Here is a 15,635-nt window from a genome sequence, read left to right as displayed (position 1 = left end):
CGACGTGTTCGGCGCCGAGTTCGCCGAGATCTACGACCTGACGTACCGGTTGCGGGGCAAGGACTACGCGGCCGAGGCGGACTGGGTGACCCGGCTGGTCCGGCAGCGGCGTCCCGACGCCGGTTCGCTGCTCGACGTCGCCTGCGGTACGGGCGAGCACCTGGCCCGGTTCCGGGCCCACTTCGCCGAGGTGGCCGGGGTCGACCGGTCACCGGCCATGCTGGACGTCGCCCGGGCCAAGCTGCCCGGCGTACCGGTGTGGTTCGGTGACATGTGCGAACTGGCGCTCGGGCGCACCTTCGGTGTGGTCACCTGCCTGTTCAGCAGCGTCGGCTACCTCGACTCCCCGGAGGAGCTGGCGGCGGCGGTCGCCGCGATGGCCCGGCACCTCGACCCCGGCGGCGTGCTGGTGGTCGAGCCGCTGTGGTTCCCGGAGGACTTCCGCGACGGGTACGTCGCCGGCGACGTGCTCCGGGATGGTGCCCGTACCCTCGCCCGGGTCTCGCACTCCCGCCGAACCGGGCGGGCCGTCCGGATGGACATCCACTACCTGCTCGCCGACTCCGCCGGGATCCGGCACGTCGCCGAGAGCCACCGCAACACCCTGTTCAGCCGCGAGGAGTACCTGACGGCGTTCGACGCCGCCGGGTGCGTCGCGGAGTACCTGCCCGGTGGCCCCGGCGGTCGGGGCCTGTTCGTCGGCAGCAGCCCAGGGAGGACATCGTGACCACCACCGAGCGGCCCCCCGCCCGCGCCTACCCGTTCAGCCCGTTCGACGGGCTCCGCCTCGACCCCGCGTACGCGCGGCTGCGGGCGACCGAGCCGGTGAGCCGGGTCCGGCTGCCCTACGGCGGCGAGGAAGCCTGGCTCGCCACCCGGCACGAGGACGTCCGGCTGGTGCTCAGCGATCCCCGGTTCAGCCGGGCCGCGGCCGGCGGGCACGACGAGCCCCGGATGATGCCGCACCCGCCGAACGCCGGCACCCTCAACCTGGACCCGCCGGAACACACCCGGCTGCGCCGCTTCGTCGCCAAGGCGTTCACCGCGCGCGGCATCGAGTCGCTGCGCCCGCGCACCGCCGAGATCGCCGACGAGCTGGTCGACGACCTGTGCCGGCAGGGCGCGCCGGCCGACCTGGTGGAGCACTTCGGGGTACCGATGCCGGTGCGGGTGATCTGCGAGATGCTCGGGGTGCCGTTCGCCGACCACGACAGGTTCCGGATCTGGTCCGAGGCGGTGGTCTCCAGCACGTCGCTGAGCGGCGAGCAGATCGAGGAGTACCTGGGCGCGCTGATGGAGTACATGGCGGACCTGGTGGCGAAGCGCCGGGCCGCACCGGCCGACGACCTGATCAGCGCCATGGTCCGGGCCCGGGACGAGCACGACCGGCTGAGCGAGTACGAGCTGGTCGACCTCGCCGCCGGGCTGCTCGCCGCCGGACACGAGACCACCGTCACCCAGATCCCCAACTTCGTGTACGTCCTGCTGACCGAGGCGGACGCCTACCGGCGACTGTGCGACGACCCGACGCTGGTACCGGCCGCGGTGGAGGAGCTGATGCGCTTCGTCCCGCTGGTGGCGGGTACCGTCTTCGCCCGCTACGCCACCGAGGACGTAACACTGGGCGGGGTGCTGGTCCGGGCCGGCGAGGCGGTGGTGGTCTCGCTCTCGTCGGCGAACCGGGACGAGCGGGTCTTCCCGGAGCCGGACCGGCTCGACTTCCACCGCCGGAGCAACCCGCAGCTCGGCTTCGGGCACGGCATCCACCACTGCTTCGGCGCCCAGCTCGCCCGAATGGAACTCCAGGTGGCGCTGGAGACGCTGGTCCGGCGGCTGCCCGGCCTCCGGCTCGCGGCGCCGGAGGCGGAGCTCCGGTGGAAAACCGGGATGCTGGTACGCGGGGTGGCCGCCCTGCCGGTGGCCTGGTAGGTCACCGGCCCGACGGTCACGGCTGCCCGAGCCGCACCCCGATCCGGCGACACCGAAGACAATCTCGGAACTCGCGTCGTCCACGGCGAGCCGGTGCCTGTCGCCGTCGTCCAGCGGAGGGAACCGCGCCTACCGAGGCGCCGTCGCGGACGGGTCGAGCCGGTAGTCCAGCAGGACGAGCCGCTCGTCGAGCACGTCGGCGGAGACCAGCCGCAGGTTGACGTCGGGCACGCCCACCAGCATCCGCTCCACCCCGCTCTCCCCCAGCACCTGCGGGAACACGATCAGGCGCAGCCGGTCCACCAGGCCGAGCCGGAACAGGCTGCGGGTCAGCGCCAGGCTGCCGATCACCCGCAGCGGATCGCCGGGCTCGTTCTTCATCGCGGGTACGGCAACTGCGGCGTCCTCGGCCACCAGCGAGGTGTTGTGCCAGCTCAGCGGCGGTCGCAACGACTTCGAGAAGACGACCTTGGGCAGCTCGTCCATCCGCCCGGACCTCGGGTCGCCTCCCCCGGCGACGATCTCCGCCATCGCCCGGTAGGTGTTGGCGCCCATCAACATCACGTGCGGGTGGGCCACCTGCTCGTCGATCCAGGACTGTAGCTCCGGGCCGTCGTAGCCGAAGTAGGCGGGCGAGTCCCGTCCCCGGAGCCAGCCGTCGACGGTACTGAACAGGTCCACCGTCAGTTCCCGCACCGGGCTCATCCCCGCCCCGCCAGGTACGCCACCAGAGCCTCGTACGACTCTCGGGCGCCGTCCTGCATGCCGGAGGCGACCATCCCGTCCCGCTGTTGCCTGGTGTCGAACCGGGTGACGCTGGTGACCGTGGTCCTGCCGTCCTGCTCCGTCAGCTCCAGCGTCTCCACGCAGACCTGGCCGGGCATGCCCTCGAACTCGAACGTCTGCACGATCCGCTCGGGTGCCCGGATCTCCAGGTACTCGCCCCGGAACGCGTACTGCTGGCCGTCCGGCGCGTGCTCGACGAAGCGGTAGCCGCCGCCCGGTCGGAAGTCGAGTTCGCAGTCGAGCGGGTTGCCCCGGCCCCACCAGTGCTTGAGGTGCTCGCACTTCGTGTGCGCCTCGAAGACGAGGTCGCGCGGTGCGTCGAAGACCCGCACCATCCTGACCTCCAGGTCGGACGGCAGGGTCACCGTCAGTTCGTCGCCCATCTCACTCCTCCGGTCGCGTCCCGTCCTGCTGGAGCTGTCGCAGATATCCGTCGAGCCCGTCGTAGCGCTGCTCCCAGAAGCGCCGGTATTCGGTGACCCAGTCGGCGACCTCGCGCAACGGCTCGGCGTCGAGCCGGCACGGCCGCCACTGCGCCGCCCGGCCCCGGGTGATCAGTCCCGCCCGTTCCAGCACCTTCAGGTGCCGGGAAACGGCCTGGAGGCTGATCGGGAACGGCTCGGCGAGCTGGTTGACCGTCGCCTCGCCGTCGGCCAGCCGGGCCAGGATCGCCCGCCGGGTCGGGTCGGCGAGGGCGCTGAACACCTCGCTCAGCCGGTCCACCACATCCGCCTTCCTCAACAGCTCGGTTAATTAACGTACTCGTTGAATATGCACCGTACCGCGCCTCGTGTCAAACCGCGCCGCGCAGAGCGTCGGAAACGGCAGGGAGTCGGCGTCGGGGACGGGCAGCCGGGGGTGCGGCTTTCCCGTTCCGCCGGCAACGCGTCGGCCGGTGCGGCAGGCTCGGCGTATGCGGGGTACCGGCTCGCCGACCCTGATCCGACCGATGCTGGCGGTGGCGGGTGACCTGCCTGCGGAGCCGGGTTGGGCGTACGAGTTCAAGTGGGACGGGGTACGGGCACTCGGGTACCTGAGCCGGAGTGGCCGGTTCCGGCTGCTCTCCCGCAACGACAAGGACATCACCGGCAGCTATCCGGAGCTGGACGTGCTGCCGTCGCTGCTGCCGGGGCGGGACGTCGTCCTCGACGGCGAACTGGTCACCCTGGACGAGCGCGGCGCGCCGAGCTTCTCCGCGCTGCAACGCCGGATGCACGTGGTCGCGCCGAGCCCGGCCCTGGTCGCCTCGACCCCGGTGCGGTACGTGCTGTTCGACCTGCCCCGCCTGGACCGGCCGCTGCTGGACCGGCCCTGGTCCGTCCGGCGGGACGCGCTGCGGGAACTGGGACTCGACCATCCGCGTGTAACAGAGTCCCCCGTCTTCGACCGGGACCCGGACAGCGTCATGCGCGCCGCCCGGGAGCAGGGCCTCGAAGGGGTGGTCTCCAAACGGGTGGACTCCCGGTACCAGCCGGGTCGACGCTCGCCGGACTGGCGCAAGACCGCGCTGATCCAGACCACCGAGGTGCTCGTCGGCGGGTGGCGGCCGGGCGCGGGCCGCCGGGCCGGTACCGTCGGCTCCCTGCTGCTCGGCGTGCACCGACGGAACGGCGGACTGGCGTACGTCGGCGGGGTCGGCACCGGGTTCACCACCGGGATGCTGCACGACCTGGACCGGCGGTTCCCGGCACTGGCCCGGGAGACGTCGCCGTTCGCCACGCCGGTCCCCGCGTCGGAGGCCCGAGGCGCCCGCTGGGTCGAACCGGTGCTGGTCGGCGAGGTGGTCTACCGCACCGTCACGCCGGACGGCCGGCTGCGACACTCCTCCTGGCGCGGACTGCGCCCCGACCGGAACCCGGACGAGGTAACCCTCGGCTGACGACGGTGGGCACGGCGGGCCGGTTCACCGATGCCGAGCCGATCGTCGGCGGCAGTGGGTGTGACCGCTTGGTCGACCGGCTCCGTGCCTTCGCGCGGACCCGTCCGCCCCGCCGCCGTCGAGCGGTCAGGCCACGGTGACGGGGTGCCGGACGACGGCCCCGAACAGATAGCCCTGGGTGTTGTGCGGCACCGTGTCCGGCTGGGTCGCCCCGGTGACGTCGGTGGCCCGCGCCCGCAGCGCGTACGTCCCGGAGGCCGGCGGCTTCCAGGAGATCTCCCACTGCTGCCAGCCCTGGTCGACGGTACGGCCGACCAGCCGGGCGCGGCGCCACGAGGAACCGTCGGTGCTCACCTCGACGTGCCGGACCGGCCCGTTCGCCGACCAGGACCGGCCGCGCAGCACGTGCCGGCGGCCCGCCGCGAGCGACGCGTCCCAGGCCAGCTCGAAGGCGCTCTTCACCACCTGTGCACCGACCAGTGTGCCCTCCGCCGGATAGTCCGGCCCGATCAGGCGGTAGAACTGGGTGTTCCACGGCGAGAAGAGCGGGCTGGCGGAGACCTCGATCGGGCCGACCCATTTGATCGACGAGATGCCGATCCAGGACGGCACCACGAGGCGGACCGGGGCTCCGTGGTCCGGCGGCAGCGGCTCGCCGTTCATCTCGTACGCCAGCAGCACGTCACGGAGCGCCTTGGCCACCGGCAGCGGGCGGCGTACCGGACCGAGGTTCACGCCGCCGCTGACGAAGTCCGGGTCCAGCCCCTGCGGCATGACGTCGACCGCCGCCCGGGTCAGCCCGGCCAGACGCAGCACGGTGGAGAGCGGCACTCCGCGCCAGCGGGCCACCCCGACCGCACCCAGCTTCCAGGCCGTACCGGACACCTGCTGGCCCTGCTGACTGGTGAAGAAGCTGCGACCGTTGCCCGCACACTCCACGAAGGCGGTCAGCGTACGGGCCGGAAGGGCGCGCAACTGCCGGAGGTCGAACTCGACCGGGTTCTCCGCCGTCGGCGTCCCGGCCAGTCCGGTGCCGTAGAGCCGCAGCCGCCAGGTCACCGGGTCGAGTACCGGGGTCTGGGTGTGGTTGCGGACGAAGAACCGGTCGATCGGCACCAGGTACCCCTGGCCGTGCAGCGCGTCCCAGCGCGTCTCGGCGTTGGTGCCGTGCACCTGGAACAGCTCGGGCGGCAGCGGCTTCAGAACCGGCCCGGCCGCCGTCGACGCGGGGCCGGCCGGTGCGGCGGACGCCGCCGTCGCGGACAGCACCGGCGACGCCATCAGCGGCAGTCCGACACCGGCCGCCACCCGGAGCATGTCGCGGCGGGACAGTCCGTCGCTCCGGGCCTCGCCGCGCAACCACTGCCGGAGCCGCAGCCGGTCGTAGGCACCCTCGTTCGTCAACTCGTCGCGGTCCATCTCAGCCTTCCTCCTCAGCGGACGGACGGCCCACCGCAGCCGACCACGGCAGCCTACTTATCCCATGGGTTCAATAGGTTATCGGACCGCCAGTCCCGGCGCGAGACCACCGATCCGGGCAGCGCGGTCCGACCAGCAAAAGAGATACCTTCCGCGCGAAGTCGACCATGCGAATCACCGATCGGGCATCCGAAACGGGGCGCCGGCCGGCCCAGGTCCTGGAGATACGAGCCCTCGCCGCCGCACCACGGGTCGGGCTCCGTCGGGGCGCTGCCGACACCGAGTCGGCCCGGCAGAAATTCGGGAAAACCCGCGGGCCCGGCCAGTAGCGTGGCCCGGATGAACCCCGATCCGGTAGCGCACAACCGAGCCGCCTGGGACCGGCAGGTCGAGCAGGGCAACGAGTGGTCCCGTCCGGTCTCGTCCGAGACGATCGCGCAGGCGCGGGCCGGGACCTGGTCCGTCGTACTCATCGGCTACCAGCCCGTGGACCGGTCCTGGTTCCCGGCCGACCTCGCCGACACGGACGTGCTGTGCCTGGCCTCCGGCGGCGGTCAGCAGGGTCCGACGCTCGCGGCCGCCGGCGCGCGGGTCACCGTCCTCGACAACTCGCCGAACCAACTCGCCCAGGACGAGCTGGTCGCCCGCCGGGACGGCCTGGAACTGCGGACCGTACTCGGCGACATGCGCGACCTGTCGGTCTTCGCCGACGGCTCCTTCGACCTCGTCCTCAACCCGGTCTCGAACCTGTTCGTACCCGAACTCGCCCCGGTCTGGCGGGAGTGCTTCCGCGTGCTGCGTCCCGGCGGGACGCTGCTGTGCGGGTTTCTCAACCCCGACGTCTACCTCTTCGACTCCGAGGCGTTGGACAAGCGCGGCGAACTGGTGGTACGCCACCGGCTGCCGTACAGCGACCTGACGCACGTACCGGCCGAGGAGCGCGAGCGGCTGTGGGGCGCGGACGCACCGCTGGAGTACAGCCACAGCATGGCCGAGCAGCTCGGTGGGCAGCTCGCCGCCGGCTTCGTCGTCACCGGGTTCGAGGAGGCACCGCACCACTCGGACGCCACCGCCGGCTGGCTGCCCGGCTACTTCGCCACCCGGGCGGTCAAACCCCGGCCGGGCGCCACCTCGCCGTGAGCCCGCCTGTCGACGCCCGCACCGACCGACTACCTGCCTGGGCTGGTCAGCTCGCCGTGAGCCCGCCTGTCGACGCCTGTACCGACCGACGCCTTCCGAGGCTGGTCAGGTGGCGAGCAGTTGGGCCTGGTCGACGGCGACCGTGCCGGCGTGCACCTCGGGCGCGATGCGTACCCGTACCGTGGTTCCGACCTGGAGGTCCATCGCCAGGAACTCGTTGCGGGTGAGGGTGACGGTGACGACCTGGTCGTTGCCGGTGACCTCCACCCGGATCTCGAAACCGACCCGGGTCACCCGGGTCACCCGGCCGGTCACCTCCGCCGGGTCCTCCTTCCCCTCGCCGACCTGGATCTGCACGTCGTGCGGGCGGACCAGCCGGTCGCCGAGCTGCGTGACGGGGCCGAGGAAGCGCATCACGAAGTCGTTGGCCGGCCGGTCGTACAGCTCGTCGGGCGACCCGATCTGCTCGATCCGACCCTCGTTGATCACCACGATCTCGTCGGCGACCTCGAGCGCCTCCTCCTGGTCGTGCGTGACGAAGACGGTGGTGACGTGCACCTCGTCGTGCAGCCGGCGCAGCCACTCCCGCAGCTCCTTGCGAACCTTGGCGTCGAGCGCGCCGAACGGTTCGTCGAGCAGCAGCACGGTGGGCTGCACGGCCAGGGCGCGGGCCAGCGCCATCCGTTGCCGCTGGCCACCGGAGAGCTGCGACGGCAGCCGGTCGGCGAACTGTTCGAGGTGCACCAGCGCGAGCAGTTCCTCGACCCGGCTGCGGATCTCCGCCTTCGGGCGGCGCCGGATCTCCAGTCCGAAGGCGACGTTGCGCCAGACCGACAGGTGCTTGAAGGCCGCGTAGTGCTGGAACACGAAACCGACGTTGCGGCGCTGCGGCGGCAGATTCGTGGCGTCCAGGCCCTCGATCTCCACCCGGCCGCTGTCCGCGCTCTCCAGGCCGGCGATGATCCGCAGCAGGGTCGACTTGCCGCCGCCGGACGGACCGAGCAGCGCGGTGAGCCGGCCGGACGGGATGCTGACGGAGACGTCGTCGAGGGCGACGAAGTTCCCGAACCGCTTGCTGACGTTCGCGATCTCGATGCTCAACGTGGTTCCTTAGGGCGGAGGACGGAGACGACGATGATGGCGGCCACCGCGACGAGGGTGAGCAGCAGCGCGGTGGCGTACGCGCCGCCCTTGTCGAAGTTCAGGTACTTCTCCTCGACCACCAGGGTGGCGGTGCGGGTCTGCCCGAGTACGTTCCCGGAGACGACCTTGACCGCGCCGAACTCGCCCAGCGATCGCGCGAGGCTGAGCACGACGCCGTAGACGACGCCCCACTTGATGGTGGGCAGCGTGATCCGGAGGAAGGTCTGCACGGCGCCGGCCCCGAGGCTGCGGGCCGCCTGCTCCTGCTCGTCGCCGACCTCCTGGAGGACCGGTACCACCTCCCGGATCACCAGCGGCAGCGCGACGAACACGGTGGCCAGCACGATCCCGGGGGTGGCGAAGATGACCTGGAATCCGGCACTTTCCAGGGTGGGACCGAACCATCCGCTGCGACCGCCGTACACCAGCACCAGGGCCAGGCCGACCACGATCGGCGAGACCGACAGCGGTACGTCGAGCAGGGCGTTCAGCAGTCGCTTGCCGGGGAAGTCGTAGCGGACCAGCAGCAGCGAGATGCCGACCCCGAAGACCGTGTTGATCAGCACGGCGGTGACCGCCACGGTGACCGTGAGCCGGAGCGCGTGCACCACGTCCGGGTCGTTGAGGATGCCCTCCAGGTCCGTCAGGCCGTTGCCGAACGCGTTGCGTCCGACCAGCGCCACCGGCCAGGCGACCAGCAGCACGAGGTACACCGTGACGACCAGGCGCAGCACGTGCCGGGCCGGCCCGGGCCGGTTGTGCACGGCAGTGCCGGTACGGCGGTCAGCCACGGCGCACCACCCGGCGCTGGATGACGTCGACGGCGACGATGACCACGAACGAGATCACCAGCAGCACCGCCGCCACCGCCGCCGCACCTTCGAGATTGTCGTTCTCGATGCTGCTGAGAATCCGCACGGAGGTCACCTCTGTCCGCATCGGCAGGTTTCCCGAGAGCAGCACCAGCGAGCCGTACTCGCTGACGCCACGGGCGAAGGAGAGTGCGGCGCCGGCGGCGATCGCCGGAGTGAGGCTGGGCAGGATGATCCGGCGGAACACCGTGAACCGGCTGGCACCGAGCGAGGCCGCCGCCTCCTCGGCCTCCCGGTCGAGTTCGGCCAGTACCGGCTGGACGGTCCGGACCACGAACGGCAGGGTGACGAAGAGGAAGGCGAAGAAGACCGCGACCCGGGTGTTGGCGATGTTCACCCCGAGCGGGCTGTCCGGGCCGTACAGCGACAGCAGCACCAGGCCGGCGACGATCGTGGGCAGGGCGAACGGGATGTCGATGAGCACTTCGAGGACCCGCCGGCCGACGAAGCGGTCGTCTCGGACCAGGACCCAGGCGATGGTCGTACCCATCACGATGTTGATCAGGGTCACCAGGAACGCGGTGCCGACGGTGAGTTCGATCGCGGCCAGGGTCTGCTGGTTGGTGACCGTCGCCCAGAACTCGGCCCAGCCGCCGTCCGAGGCGGTGACCACCACGGCGGTGAGCGGGATGAGCACGAGCAGGCTGAACCAGAGCATCGCCACGCCGAGTCCCAGGCCCGAGGCCCGGGTCAGGCGCCGGCCGCTCCGGACCGTCCGGCGGGGTGCCGGCCGGTCCGGAGCGAGGGTCGCCGAGGTCACTTCGCTTTCCCGGAAGCGGCAATGATCTTGACGATGATCCCTTCCTTCTCGTCGAAGTACTTCTTCGACAACGCCGACCAGCTCTCGAAGTCCTTGCTGACGGTCAGCAGCTTCTGCGGCGCCGGGAACGGGTTGTTCGGGTCCAGTGCTCCCTCGACGCCCTTCGTGTCGATGCCCTCGACGATCGGCCGGAAGCCCTTGAGCGCGAACTGGCGCTGCCCCGCCGGGCTGAGCACGAAGTTCAGGAAGGACTGCGCCTTGGGGCCGGCGTTCTTGAGGATGGCACCCGGGTTCTCGATCAGGATCGTGGTCGACGGGATCACCCAGTCGAGCTTCTCGCCGTTCTGGGTGGCCAGGATCGTCTCGTTCTCGTAGGCGAGCAGCACGTCACCGGTGCCGCCGAGGAAGGCGGTGGTGGCGTCCCGGCCGCTGTTCGGCAGCGAGACCACGTTGGCGAAGAGCTTCGTCAGGTACTCCTGGGCCTGCGCGTCGGTCCCGCCGTTGGCCGAGATGTGTCCCCAGGCGGCGAGGGCGTTCCACCTGGCCGCACCCGAGGACGCGGGGTTCGGGGTGACGATCTGGACGCCCGGCTTGACCAGGTCGTCCCAGCCCTGGATGTTCTTCGGGTTGCCGTCCCGTACGGCGAGGACCACGATCGACGACGACACGATGCCCTTGTTCGGGCCGTCGTCCCAGTTCTGGTCGACCAGTCCCTCGTCGACCAGCCGGGTGACGTCGCTGGAGACCGAGAAGTGCACGTAGTCGGCCTTGAGACCGGCCACCACCGCGCGGGACTGGTCGCCGGAGGCGCCGTACGAGGTCTGGAAGCGTACGCCCCGACCCTCGTCGGTCTTGTTCCACTCGGCGATGATCGCCTTGTTCGCCGCCTCCGGCACCGCGTAGCCGACGATCGACAGCGTCGTGGTGCCCTCGCCGGACGCCCCACCACCGCCGCAGGCCGACAGGGCCAGGGTCGCCGCGAGGGCGAGCGCGCCCGCCACTCTGGTCCGGTTCATCTATCTCCTCGTTTTCCTATCAACTTGGTCGGCTAGGTAGGGTTACGCTAGGCCCCGCACATTCACGCGTCAACAGCCGTTCGGCCGAGCGGGAGCACGTACGCCGGGACATGGACCTGGCGGGAGGGTCAACCCTGGGCCGGGAAGCCGATCCGGCGGGGCCGGACCTGGACGACCGTCACCCGGCCTGCGACCGCGCCCCGTCGGCGAGCAGGTCGGCCAGGGTGGTCCGGTCGACTATCTCGGTGATGGCCCGGTCCAGCGAGAGCCAGACGTCGCGCAGGCCCCGGGCCACCCCGTGATAGCTGGCCAGGGCGGTCGGCCGGCCCCGTACCGTCGTGATCAGGACGCCGTCGGTGGCCCGCAGGATGTCGCCGACGCTGATCGCGTCCGCCGACCGGGCGAGCGCGTGGCCGCCCTCGGTACCCCGGAAGGTCAGCAGCAGCCCGCTGCGCCGCAGTTCCATCAGGATCTCCGACAGGAAACTCGCCGAGATCCGCTCGGCAACGGCGATCTCCGAGGTCTTGACCAGGCTCGGGTGGGCTTCGGCGATGACCAGCATCGCCCGGACGGCATAGTCGGTACGCGCGGAGATGTGCACCGCGGATGCGCCTCCGATCGGTTCGATCGCGACCCGGGGCCGGCACCGGCCCGGCCATCCTCGCCGGCACCGCGCCCCAACCCATAATCCCTATCTATTAGCTAGGAATACTGTCGGTCGGGAACCGGGGAGTCAATTCACGTCCCACCGCGATCCCCGGACCCGCCGCTCCGGGTGCGTTGGGTCAGCACCACACAGCCGAGCACCACCAGCGCCGCCGCGACCGAGGCCGGGGTGACGGACTCGCCCAGCAGCAGCGCCGACCAGCCCAGGGTGAGCACCGGCTGCACCAACTGGACCTGCCCGACCCGGGCGACGCCGCCTCGGGCCAGACCCGCGTACCAGGCGAAGAAGCCCAGGAACATGGAGACCACGGTGAGATAGCCGAACGCCGACCAGGCGACGCCGTCGGCGCGCGGTGGATCGGCAAGCGCGGCGACGGCCGTGACGGGACCGGTGACGGGCAACGAGAGCAGCAACGCCCAACAGATCGTCCGGGCGCCGCCCAACTCGCGGGCGAGGGCGCCGCCCTCGGCGTACCCGAGGCCGCAGAGCAGCACCGCCACCAGCAGGAACAGGTCGGCCGGGGACAGTGCACCGTGGACCGCGCCACCGACGCCGAGGAACGCCGACACCGCCAGCAGTCCACCGGCGCCCGCCACCCAGAACAGCGGCGGTGGGCGCTCGCCAGCGCGCAGCACCGCGAACACGGCGGTCACGGCGGGCAGCACGGTGATGACGACCGCACCGTGCGCGGAGGTCTGGGTGAGCAGCGCCAGCGAGGTGAACAGCGGGAAGCCGACGACGACGCCGAGGGCGACGACCGACAGCCGCCGCCACTGGTCGCGGGTGGGTCGCGGCGCGTCGGTGATCCGCAGGTACGCCCAGCCGAGCAGTGCCGCGCCGACCGCCCGGCCGAAGGCGACGAACCACGGATCGAGTTGCCCCACGGCGACCCGGGTGGCCGGCAGCGACACGCTGAAGGCGAGTACGCCCAGCGCGCCGAGGGCGAGGCCGACCAGCCGGTTCGCCGTTACCGTACTCGGGACAGTAGCGCTACTCTTTCCTGTCATGAATGACGGTAACGCAGCGGCCCGCGTCGTCCAAGATCTGCGTACCCTGGCGACCGCCGCCGAACCCGGCACCCGACTGCCCCCGGTACGCGAGCTGACCGCCCGGCACCGGGCCTCGCCGGTCACCGTCGCCGAGGCGATCCGGCAGTTGGTGGCCGAAGGGCTGGTCGAGACGCGGTCCGGCACGGGCACCTTCGTGGCCGTACCGCCGGACCGGCGACGCGACGCCGACCTGTCCTGGCAGACGGTGGCGCTCGGCCCCCGCCGACCCGGCGAGGACGAGCTTCGGGCGTTACTGGCGTTACCGCCCGCCGGAGCGATCCCGCTGACCGGCGGCTACCTGGACGAGGAACTGCAACCCGGCACCGCGCTCGGCGCCGCGCTCGCCCGCGCCGCCCGGCAACCGGCGTCCTGGCAGCGCGGACCGACCGAGGGGCGCGCGGACCTGCGCGCCTGGTTCGCCCGCGAGACCGGGGCCGGACTGCGCGCCGACGACATGGTGATCTGCCCGGGCGGACAGGCCGCGCTCTCGACGGCGCTGCGCGCGCTCGCCACGCCCGGCGACACGGTGCTCGTCGAGTCACCGACCTACCTGGGCGCGCTGGCCACCGCCCGGGCGGCCGGCCTACGCGTGGTGCCGGTACCCGCCGACGCCGACGGGGTACGCCCCGACCAGCTCGCCGCCGCGTTCGCCCGTACCGGCGCCCGGCTGTTCTACTGCCAGCCGCTGCACGCCAACCCGCACGGCGCGACACTGGCGAACCGTCGCCGGGGCCGGGTCGCCGACGCCGTACGCGACGCCGGGGCGTTCCTGATCGAGGACGACTACGCCCGCGACCTCACCATCGACGGGGAGCCCCCGGCACCGCTGGCCGCCGACGATCCCGACGGGCACGTCGTCTACCTGCGGTCGCTGACCAAGTCGGCGGCTCCCGGGCTACGGGTCGCCGCGATCGGCGCGCGTGGCCCGGCCGGTGCCCGGCTGCGCGCGGCCCGGCTGCTCGACGACTTCTTCGTCGCCGGCCCCCTGCAACAGGCCACCGTCGAGTTCGTCACCGCCCCGGCCTGGGCGCGGCACCGCCGGGCGCTGCGCACTGCGCTGCGTACCCGCCGCGAGGCACTGCTGGCCGCGCTCGGCCGGCACCTGCCGGACCTCGTCCCGCAGCGGGTTCCGCGAGGCGGCCTGCACCTCTGGGTCCGGCTGCCCGAGGGCACCGACGACGTCGCGCTGGCCACCGCTGCGGCAGCCGAAGGCGTGGTCGTCTTCCCCGGCCGTCCCTGGTACGCCGCCGAGCCCCCGGCCGCACACCTACGCCTCAGCTACGCCGCCGCCCCACCCGACCTGATGGACGAGGCGGTCCGCCGGCTCGCCCGCACCCTGCACGGCGCCACGGCGTCCTGACGGCCGTCTCGCGGCAGCCCCCCGGAACGAGCCGTGGCAGGCCGACAACATCCACACCGCGTCGTGCCTCGATCGCCTCCGCGCCCCGGTTTTGTCGATCTCGGATGGCGGCGCCACCACCGGCCGGCGCCACCACCGGCCGGCGCCACCCCGTGATGCCGACGAAGGTGACGGTCGCCCTGACCTCGGTGGAAGATTCACGGGTGAGCCTTGGCCGGGCCGCCGGGACAGCCGGCCAGGTAGTCGGCGACCCGCTCGTCGGTCCAGCCGTGACTGGCCCGCAGCCCACGGGCGATGGTGGCGACGTACGCCGGTGCCGGCGGATTCGGCGGCACGTCCCCGGCCCGCCACGGCGCGGTGAGGGTGAGCACCGGACAGCCGTCGAGGACGCCCGCGCAGACCACCGTCTCGTACCGGCCCGGCCCCGTGCTGGCCCGCCCGTCCGCGACCGCTGCGGCGATCAACTCCAGCGGTCCGCTCGGCAGTCGGTGCATTTCCTGCGCGGCCACGTCGGCGAACTGGTCGGCCGTGAGGAGGTACGCCCGCGCCGCGACCGCACCGGGCAGCTCCGGATCGTAGAACGCCATTCCGCCGGTCCAGGTACGCGACTCGAGCGCGAAGTACAGCCCACCGGCCAGCAGGACCGGCCGGTCGTCCAGCGGTGGACTGCTGTCCCGACAGCCGGGATGATCACGGCTACCGCCGGGCGGCCGGCCACCGGAGAGATAACAGCGGAACCGCTCGGCGTCCAGGTTCGACCCGTAGCCGGCGTACCAGACCGGGTCGAGGGAGCGCACCCGGTCACCGGGGCGGCGGCTGATCTGGATCGGGTCGCGTCCGGCCATGCACCATCATGTGCCCTGGCTGCCGGGCGGCCGGCTGTCGCCCCGCTGTGTCACACTCCGAGACTGCGCCACTGCGTACCACGTCGCGGTATCCCGGCCCCAGGTGCGCCGGGCACCCCCACACAAAAAGGAAATTCCGCCATGCAGCTCGATGTGCTCCAGTCCCAGCGCCAGTTCCACATCCGGCAGCGAGTCCGGTTCATGGTCAACCAGTACGAGGTGCACGCGGTCCGGCCGGACGGCGCCGAGGGCGAGCTGTTGGCCTTCGCCCAGCAGAAGCGGCTCGCCTTCAAGGAGCAGGTCACGCTCTATGCGGACGACACCAAGCAGCAGCCGGTGCTCGGTTTCAAGGCCCGTCAGGTGATGGACCTCGGTGCCACGTACGACGTGACCGACGCCGCCGGCACCCCGATCGGACTGTTCCGCAAGGACTTCAAGGCGTCGCTGCTCCGCTCCACCTGGCACGTCGAGCAGCCCGGTCTCGGCCAGGCCACCGGCCAGGAGCGCAGCCTGCCCGTCGCGCTGCTGCGCCGGTTCATCGACTCGCTCTCCTGGCTGCCGTACCACTTCGACTTCACCATCGGTGGCCAGCCCGCGTTCTCGGTGGTGAAGAAGTGGGGCCTGCGCGACCGGTACGTCGTCGACGTCCACCTGCCGCAGCTCGACCGCCGGCTGGTCATCGCGATGGCGGTCGGCCTGGACGCGTTGCAGAGCCGCTGACCCGGCCAAGTCGGCCGGAGGACCGACCGGTGGGGCCGGCGCGTACGCAC

17 protein-coding genes are annotated in these 15,635 nt (G+C 71.9%); 6 read left to right on the top strand and 11 right to left on the bottom strand.

What is annotated here, in order from left to right; genetic code table 11:
- The first annotated feature begins 4 nt into the window (after window positions 1-4).
- A complete protein-coding gene (locus Pen02_RS16235; protein WP_203867277.1) occupies window positions 5-727 on the top strand; it encodes a class I SAM-dependent methyltransferase in 723 nt (240 codons plus the stop codon).
- A complete protein-coding gene (locus Pen02_RS16230; protein ID WP_203866893.1) occupies window positions 724-1,929 on the top strand; it encodes a cytochrome P450 in 1,206 nt (401 codons plus the stop codon). Before Pen02_RS16235 ends, Pen02_RS16230 begins: the two co-directional genes overlap by 4 nt.
- Window positions 1,930-2,058: 129 nt before the next feature.
- Here the strand turns inward: Pen02_RS16230 and Pen02_RS16225 are convergent, their stop codons facing one another.
- The 3 genes from Pen02_RS16225 to Pen02_RS16215 are packed head-to-tail and all read right to left on the bottom strand — an operon-like array spanning window position 2,059 to window position 3,441.
- Window positions 2,059-2,625: a dihydrofolate reductase family protein gene (locus Pen02_RS16225; protein ID WP_203866892.1), complete on the bottom strand. Its 567-nt coding sequence runs from the start codon at window positions 2,623-2,625 to the stop codon at window positions 2,059-2,061.
- Window positions 2,626-2,630: 5 nt separating this feature from the next.
- Window positions 2,631-3,098 carry an SRPBCC family protein gene (locus Pen02_RS16220; protein WP_203866891.1) on the bottom strand — a complete coding sequence of 156 codons (468 nt, stop codon included), beginning with the start codon at window positions 3,096-3,098 and terminating at the stop codon, window positions 2,631-2,633.
- A 1-nt stretch (window position 3,099) separates the two neighbouring features.
- Window positions 3,100-3,441 (bottom strand): ArsR/SmtB family transcription factor, encoded by a 342-nt coding sequence (locus Pen02_RS16215; RefSeq protein ID WP_203867276.1) that lies wholly within the window; start codon window positions 3,439-3,441, stop codon window positions 3,100-3,102.
- A 187-nt stretch (window positions 3,442-3,628) separates the two neighbouring features.
- Here Pen02_RS16215 and ligD point away from each other — a divergent pair, with 187 nt between their 5' ends.
- Window positions 3,629-4,594, top strand: coding sequence for a non-homologous end-joining DNA ligase (gene ligD / locus Pen02_RS16210; protein ID WP_239140831.1), 966 nt, complete (start codon window positions 3,629-3,631; stop codon window positions 4,592-4,594).
- A gap of 126 nt (window positions 4,595-4,720) precedes the next feature.
- On the opposite strand, the gene Pen02_RS16205 is transcribed toward ligD, so the two are convergent.
- Window positions 4,721-6,013, bottom strand: a complete 1,293-nt coding sequence (locus tag Pen02_RS16205; protein ID WP_203866890.1) for a sulfite oxidase — start codon at window positions 6,011-6,013, stop codon at window positions 4,721-4,723.
- Between the two features lie 339 nt (window positions 6,014-6,352).
- On the opposite strand from Pen02_RS16205, the gene Pen02_RS16200 reads away from it, so the two are divergent.
- Entirely contained in the window at window positions 6,353-7,153 is an 801-nt protein-coding gene (locus Pen02_RS16200) for a class I SAM-dependent methyltransferase (protein ID WP_203866889.1), read from the top strand.
- Window positions 7,154-7,258: 105 nt separating this feature from the next.
- On the opposite strand, the gene Pen02_RS16195 is transcribed toward Pen02_RS16200, so the two are convergent.
- The 6 genes from Pen02_RS16195 to Pen02_RS16170 form a co-directional block, all read right to left on the bottom strand.
- A complete protein-coding gene (locus Pen02_RS16195; RefSeq protein ID WP_203866888.1) occupies window positions 7,259-8,254 on the bottom strand; it encodes a sulfate/molybdate ABC transporter ATP-binding protein in 996 nt (331 codons plus the stop codon).
- The gene (locus Pen02_RS16190) at window positions 8,251-9,087 is read right to left on the bottom strand and encodes a sulfate ABC transporter permease (protein ID WP_203866887.1); all 837 of its coding nucleotides are present in this window, start codon (window positions 9,085-9,087) and stop codon (window positions 8,251-8,253) included. The genes Pen02_RS16195 and Pen02_RS16190 overlap by 4 nt, the downstream gene beginning before the upstream one ends.
- On the bottom strand, window positions 9,080-9,928 hold the full coding sequence (cysT, locus tag Pen02_RS16185) for a sulfate ABC transporter permease subunit CysT (protein ID WP_203866886.1): 849 nt from the start codon (window positions 9,926-9,928) through the stop codon (window positions 9,080-9,082). The genes Pen02_RS16190 and cysT overlap by 8 nt, the downstream gene beginning before the upstream one ends.
- The gene (locus Pen02_RS16180) at window positions 9,925-10,944 is read right to left on the bottom strand and encodes a sulfate ABC transporter substrate-binding protein (protein ID WP_203866885.1); all 1,020 of its coding nucleotides are present in this window, start codon (window positions 10,942-10,944) and stop codon (window positions 9,925-9,927) included. The genes cysT and Pen02_RS16180 overlap by 4 nt, the downstream gene beginning before the upstream one ends.
- 178 nt (window positions 10,945-11,122) lie before the next feature.
- Window positions 11,123-11,545, bottom strand: a complete 423-nt coding sequence (locus Pen02_RS16175) for an RrF2 family transcriptional regulator (RefSeq protein ID WP_203866884.1) — start codon at window positions 11,543-11,545, stop codon at window positions 11,123-11,125.
- 137 nt (window positions 11,546-11,682) lie between these two features.
- On the bottom strand, window positions 11,683-12,618 hold the full coding sequence (locus Pen02_RS16170; RefSeq protein ID WP_203866883.1) for a DMT family transporter: 936 nt from the start codon (window positions 12,616-12,618) through the stop codon (window positions 11,683-11,685).
- Here Pen02_RS16170 and Pen02_RS16165 point away from each other — a divergent pair.
- A complete protein-coding gene (locus tag Pen02_RS16165; protein WP_203866882.1) occupies window positions 12,617-14,020 on the top strand; it encodes an aminotransferase-like domain-containing protein in 1,404 nt (467 codons plus the stop codon). The two genes, Pen02_RS16170 and Pen02_RS16165, sit on opposite strands and share 2 nt — an antisense overlap.
- Window positions 14,021-14,217: 197 nt before the next feature.
- On the opposite strand, the gene Pen02_RS16160 is transcribed toward Pen02_RS16165, so the two are convergent.
- The gene (locus Pen02_RS16160; RefSeq protein WP_203866881.1) at window positions 14,218-14,865 is read right to left on the bottom strand and encodes a histone deacetylase; all 648 of its coding nucleotides are present in this window, start codon (window positions 14,863-14,865) and stop codon (window positions 14,218-14,220) included.
- A 141-nt stretch (window positions 14,866-15,006) separates the two neighbouring features.
- Here Pen02_RS16160 and Pen02_RS16155 point away from each other — a divergent pair, with 141 nt between their 5' ends.
- The gene (locus Pen02_RS16155) at window positions 15,007-15,585 is read left to right on the top strand and encodes an LURP-one-related family protein (RefSeq protein WP_203866880.1); all 579 of its coding nucleotides are present in this window, start codon (window positions 15,007-15,009) and stop codon (window positions 15,583-15,585) included.
- Window positions 15,586-15,635: the final 50 nt, after the last annotated feature.

The organism is Plantactinospora endophytica, assembly GCF_016862915.1.
GTDB lineage: Bacteria > Actinomycetota > Actinomycetes > Mycobacteriales > Micromonosporaceae > Plantactinospora > Plantactinospora endophytica.
Note: the sequence above shows the minus strand (reverse complement) of the source record. Positions and strands in the feature narration are given on the sequence as shown.

What these genes read in the sequence shown, in the direction of transcription:
- ligD (WP_239140831.1), top strand. Translation starts at nt 3,629, where the DNA reads ATGCGGGGTACCGGCTCGCCGACCCTGATCCGACCGATGCTGGCGGTG.
- Pen02_RS16220 (WP_203866891.1), bottom strand. Translation starts at nt 3,098, where the DNA reads ATGGGCGACGAACTGACGGTGACCCTGCCGTCCGACCTGGAGGTCAGG.
- Pen02_RS16155 (WP_203866880.1), top strand. Translation starts at nt 15,007, where the DNA reads ATGCAGCTCGATGTGCTCCAGTCCCAGCGCCAGTTCCACATCCGGCAG.
- Pen02_RS16180 (WP_203866885.1), bottom strand. Translation starts at nt 10,944, where the DNA reads ATGAACCGGACCAGAGTGGCGGGCGCGCTCGCCCTCGCGGCGACCCTG.
- Pen02_RS16160 (WP_203866881.1), bottom strand. Translation starts at nt 14,865, where the DNA reads ATGGCCGGACGCGACCCGATCCAGATCAGCCGCCGCCCCGGTGACCGG.
- Pen02_RS16200 (WP_203866889.1), top strand. Translation starts at nt 6,353, where the DNA reads ATGAACCCCGATCCGGTAGCGCACAACCGAGCCGCCTGGGACCGGCAG.
- Pen02_RS16170 (WP_203866883.1), bottom strand. Translation starts at nt 12,618, where the DNA reads ATGACAGGAAAGAGTAGCGCTACTGTCCCGAGTACGGTAACGGCGAAC.
- Pen02_RS16165 (WP_203866882.1), top strand. Translation starts at nt 12,617, where the DNA reads ATGAATGACGGTAACGCAGCGGCCCGCGTCGTCCAAGATCTGCGTACC.
- Pen02_RS16205 (WP_203866890.1), bottom strand. Translation starts at nt 6,013, where the DNA reads ATGGACCGCGACGAGTTGACGAACGAGGGTGCCTACGACCGGCTGCGG.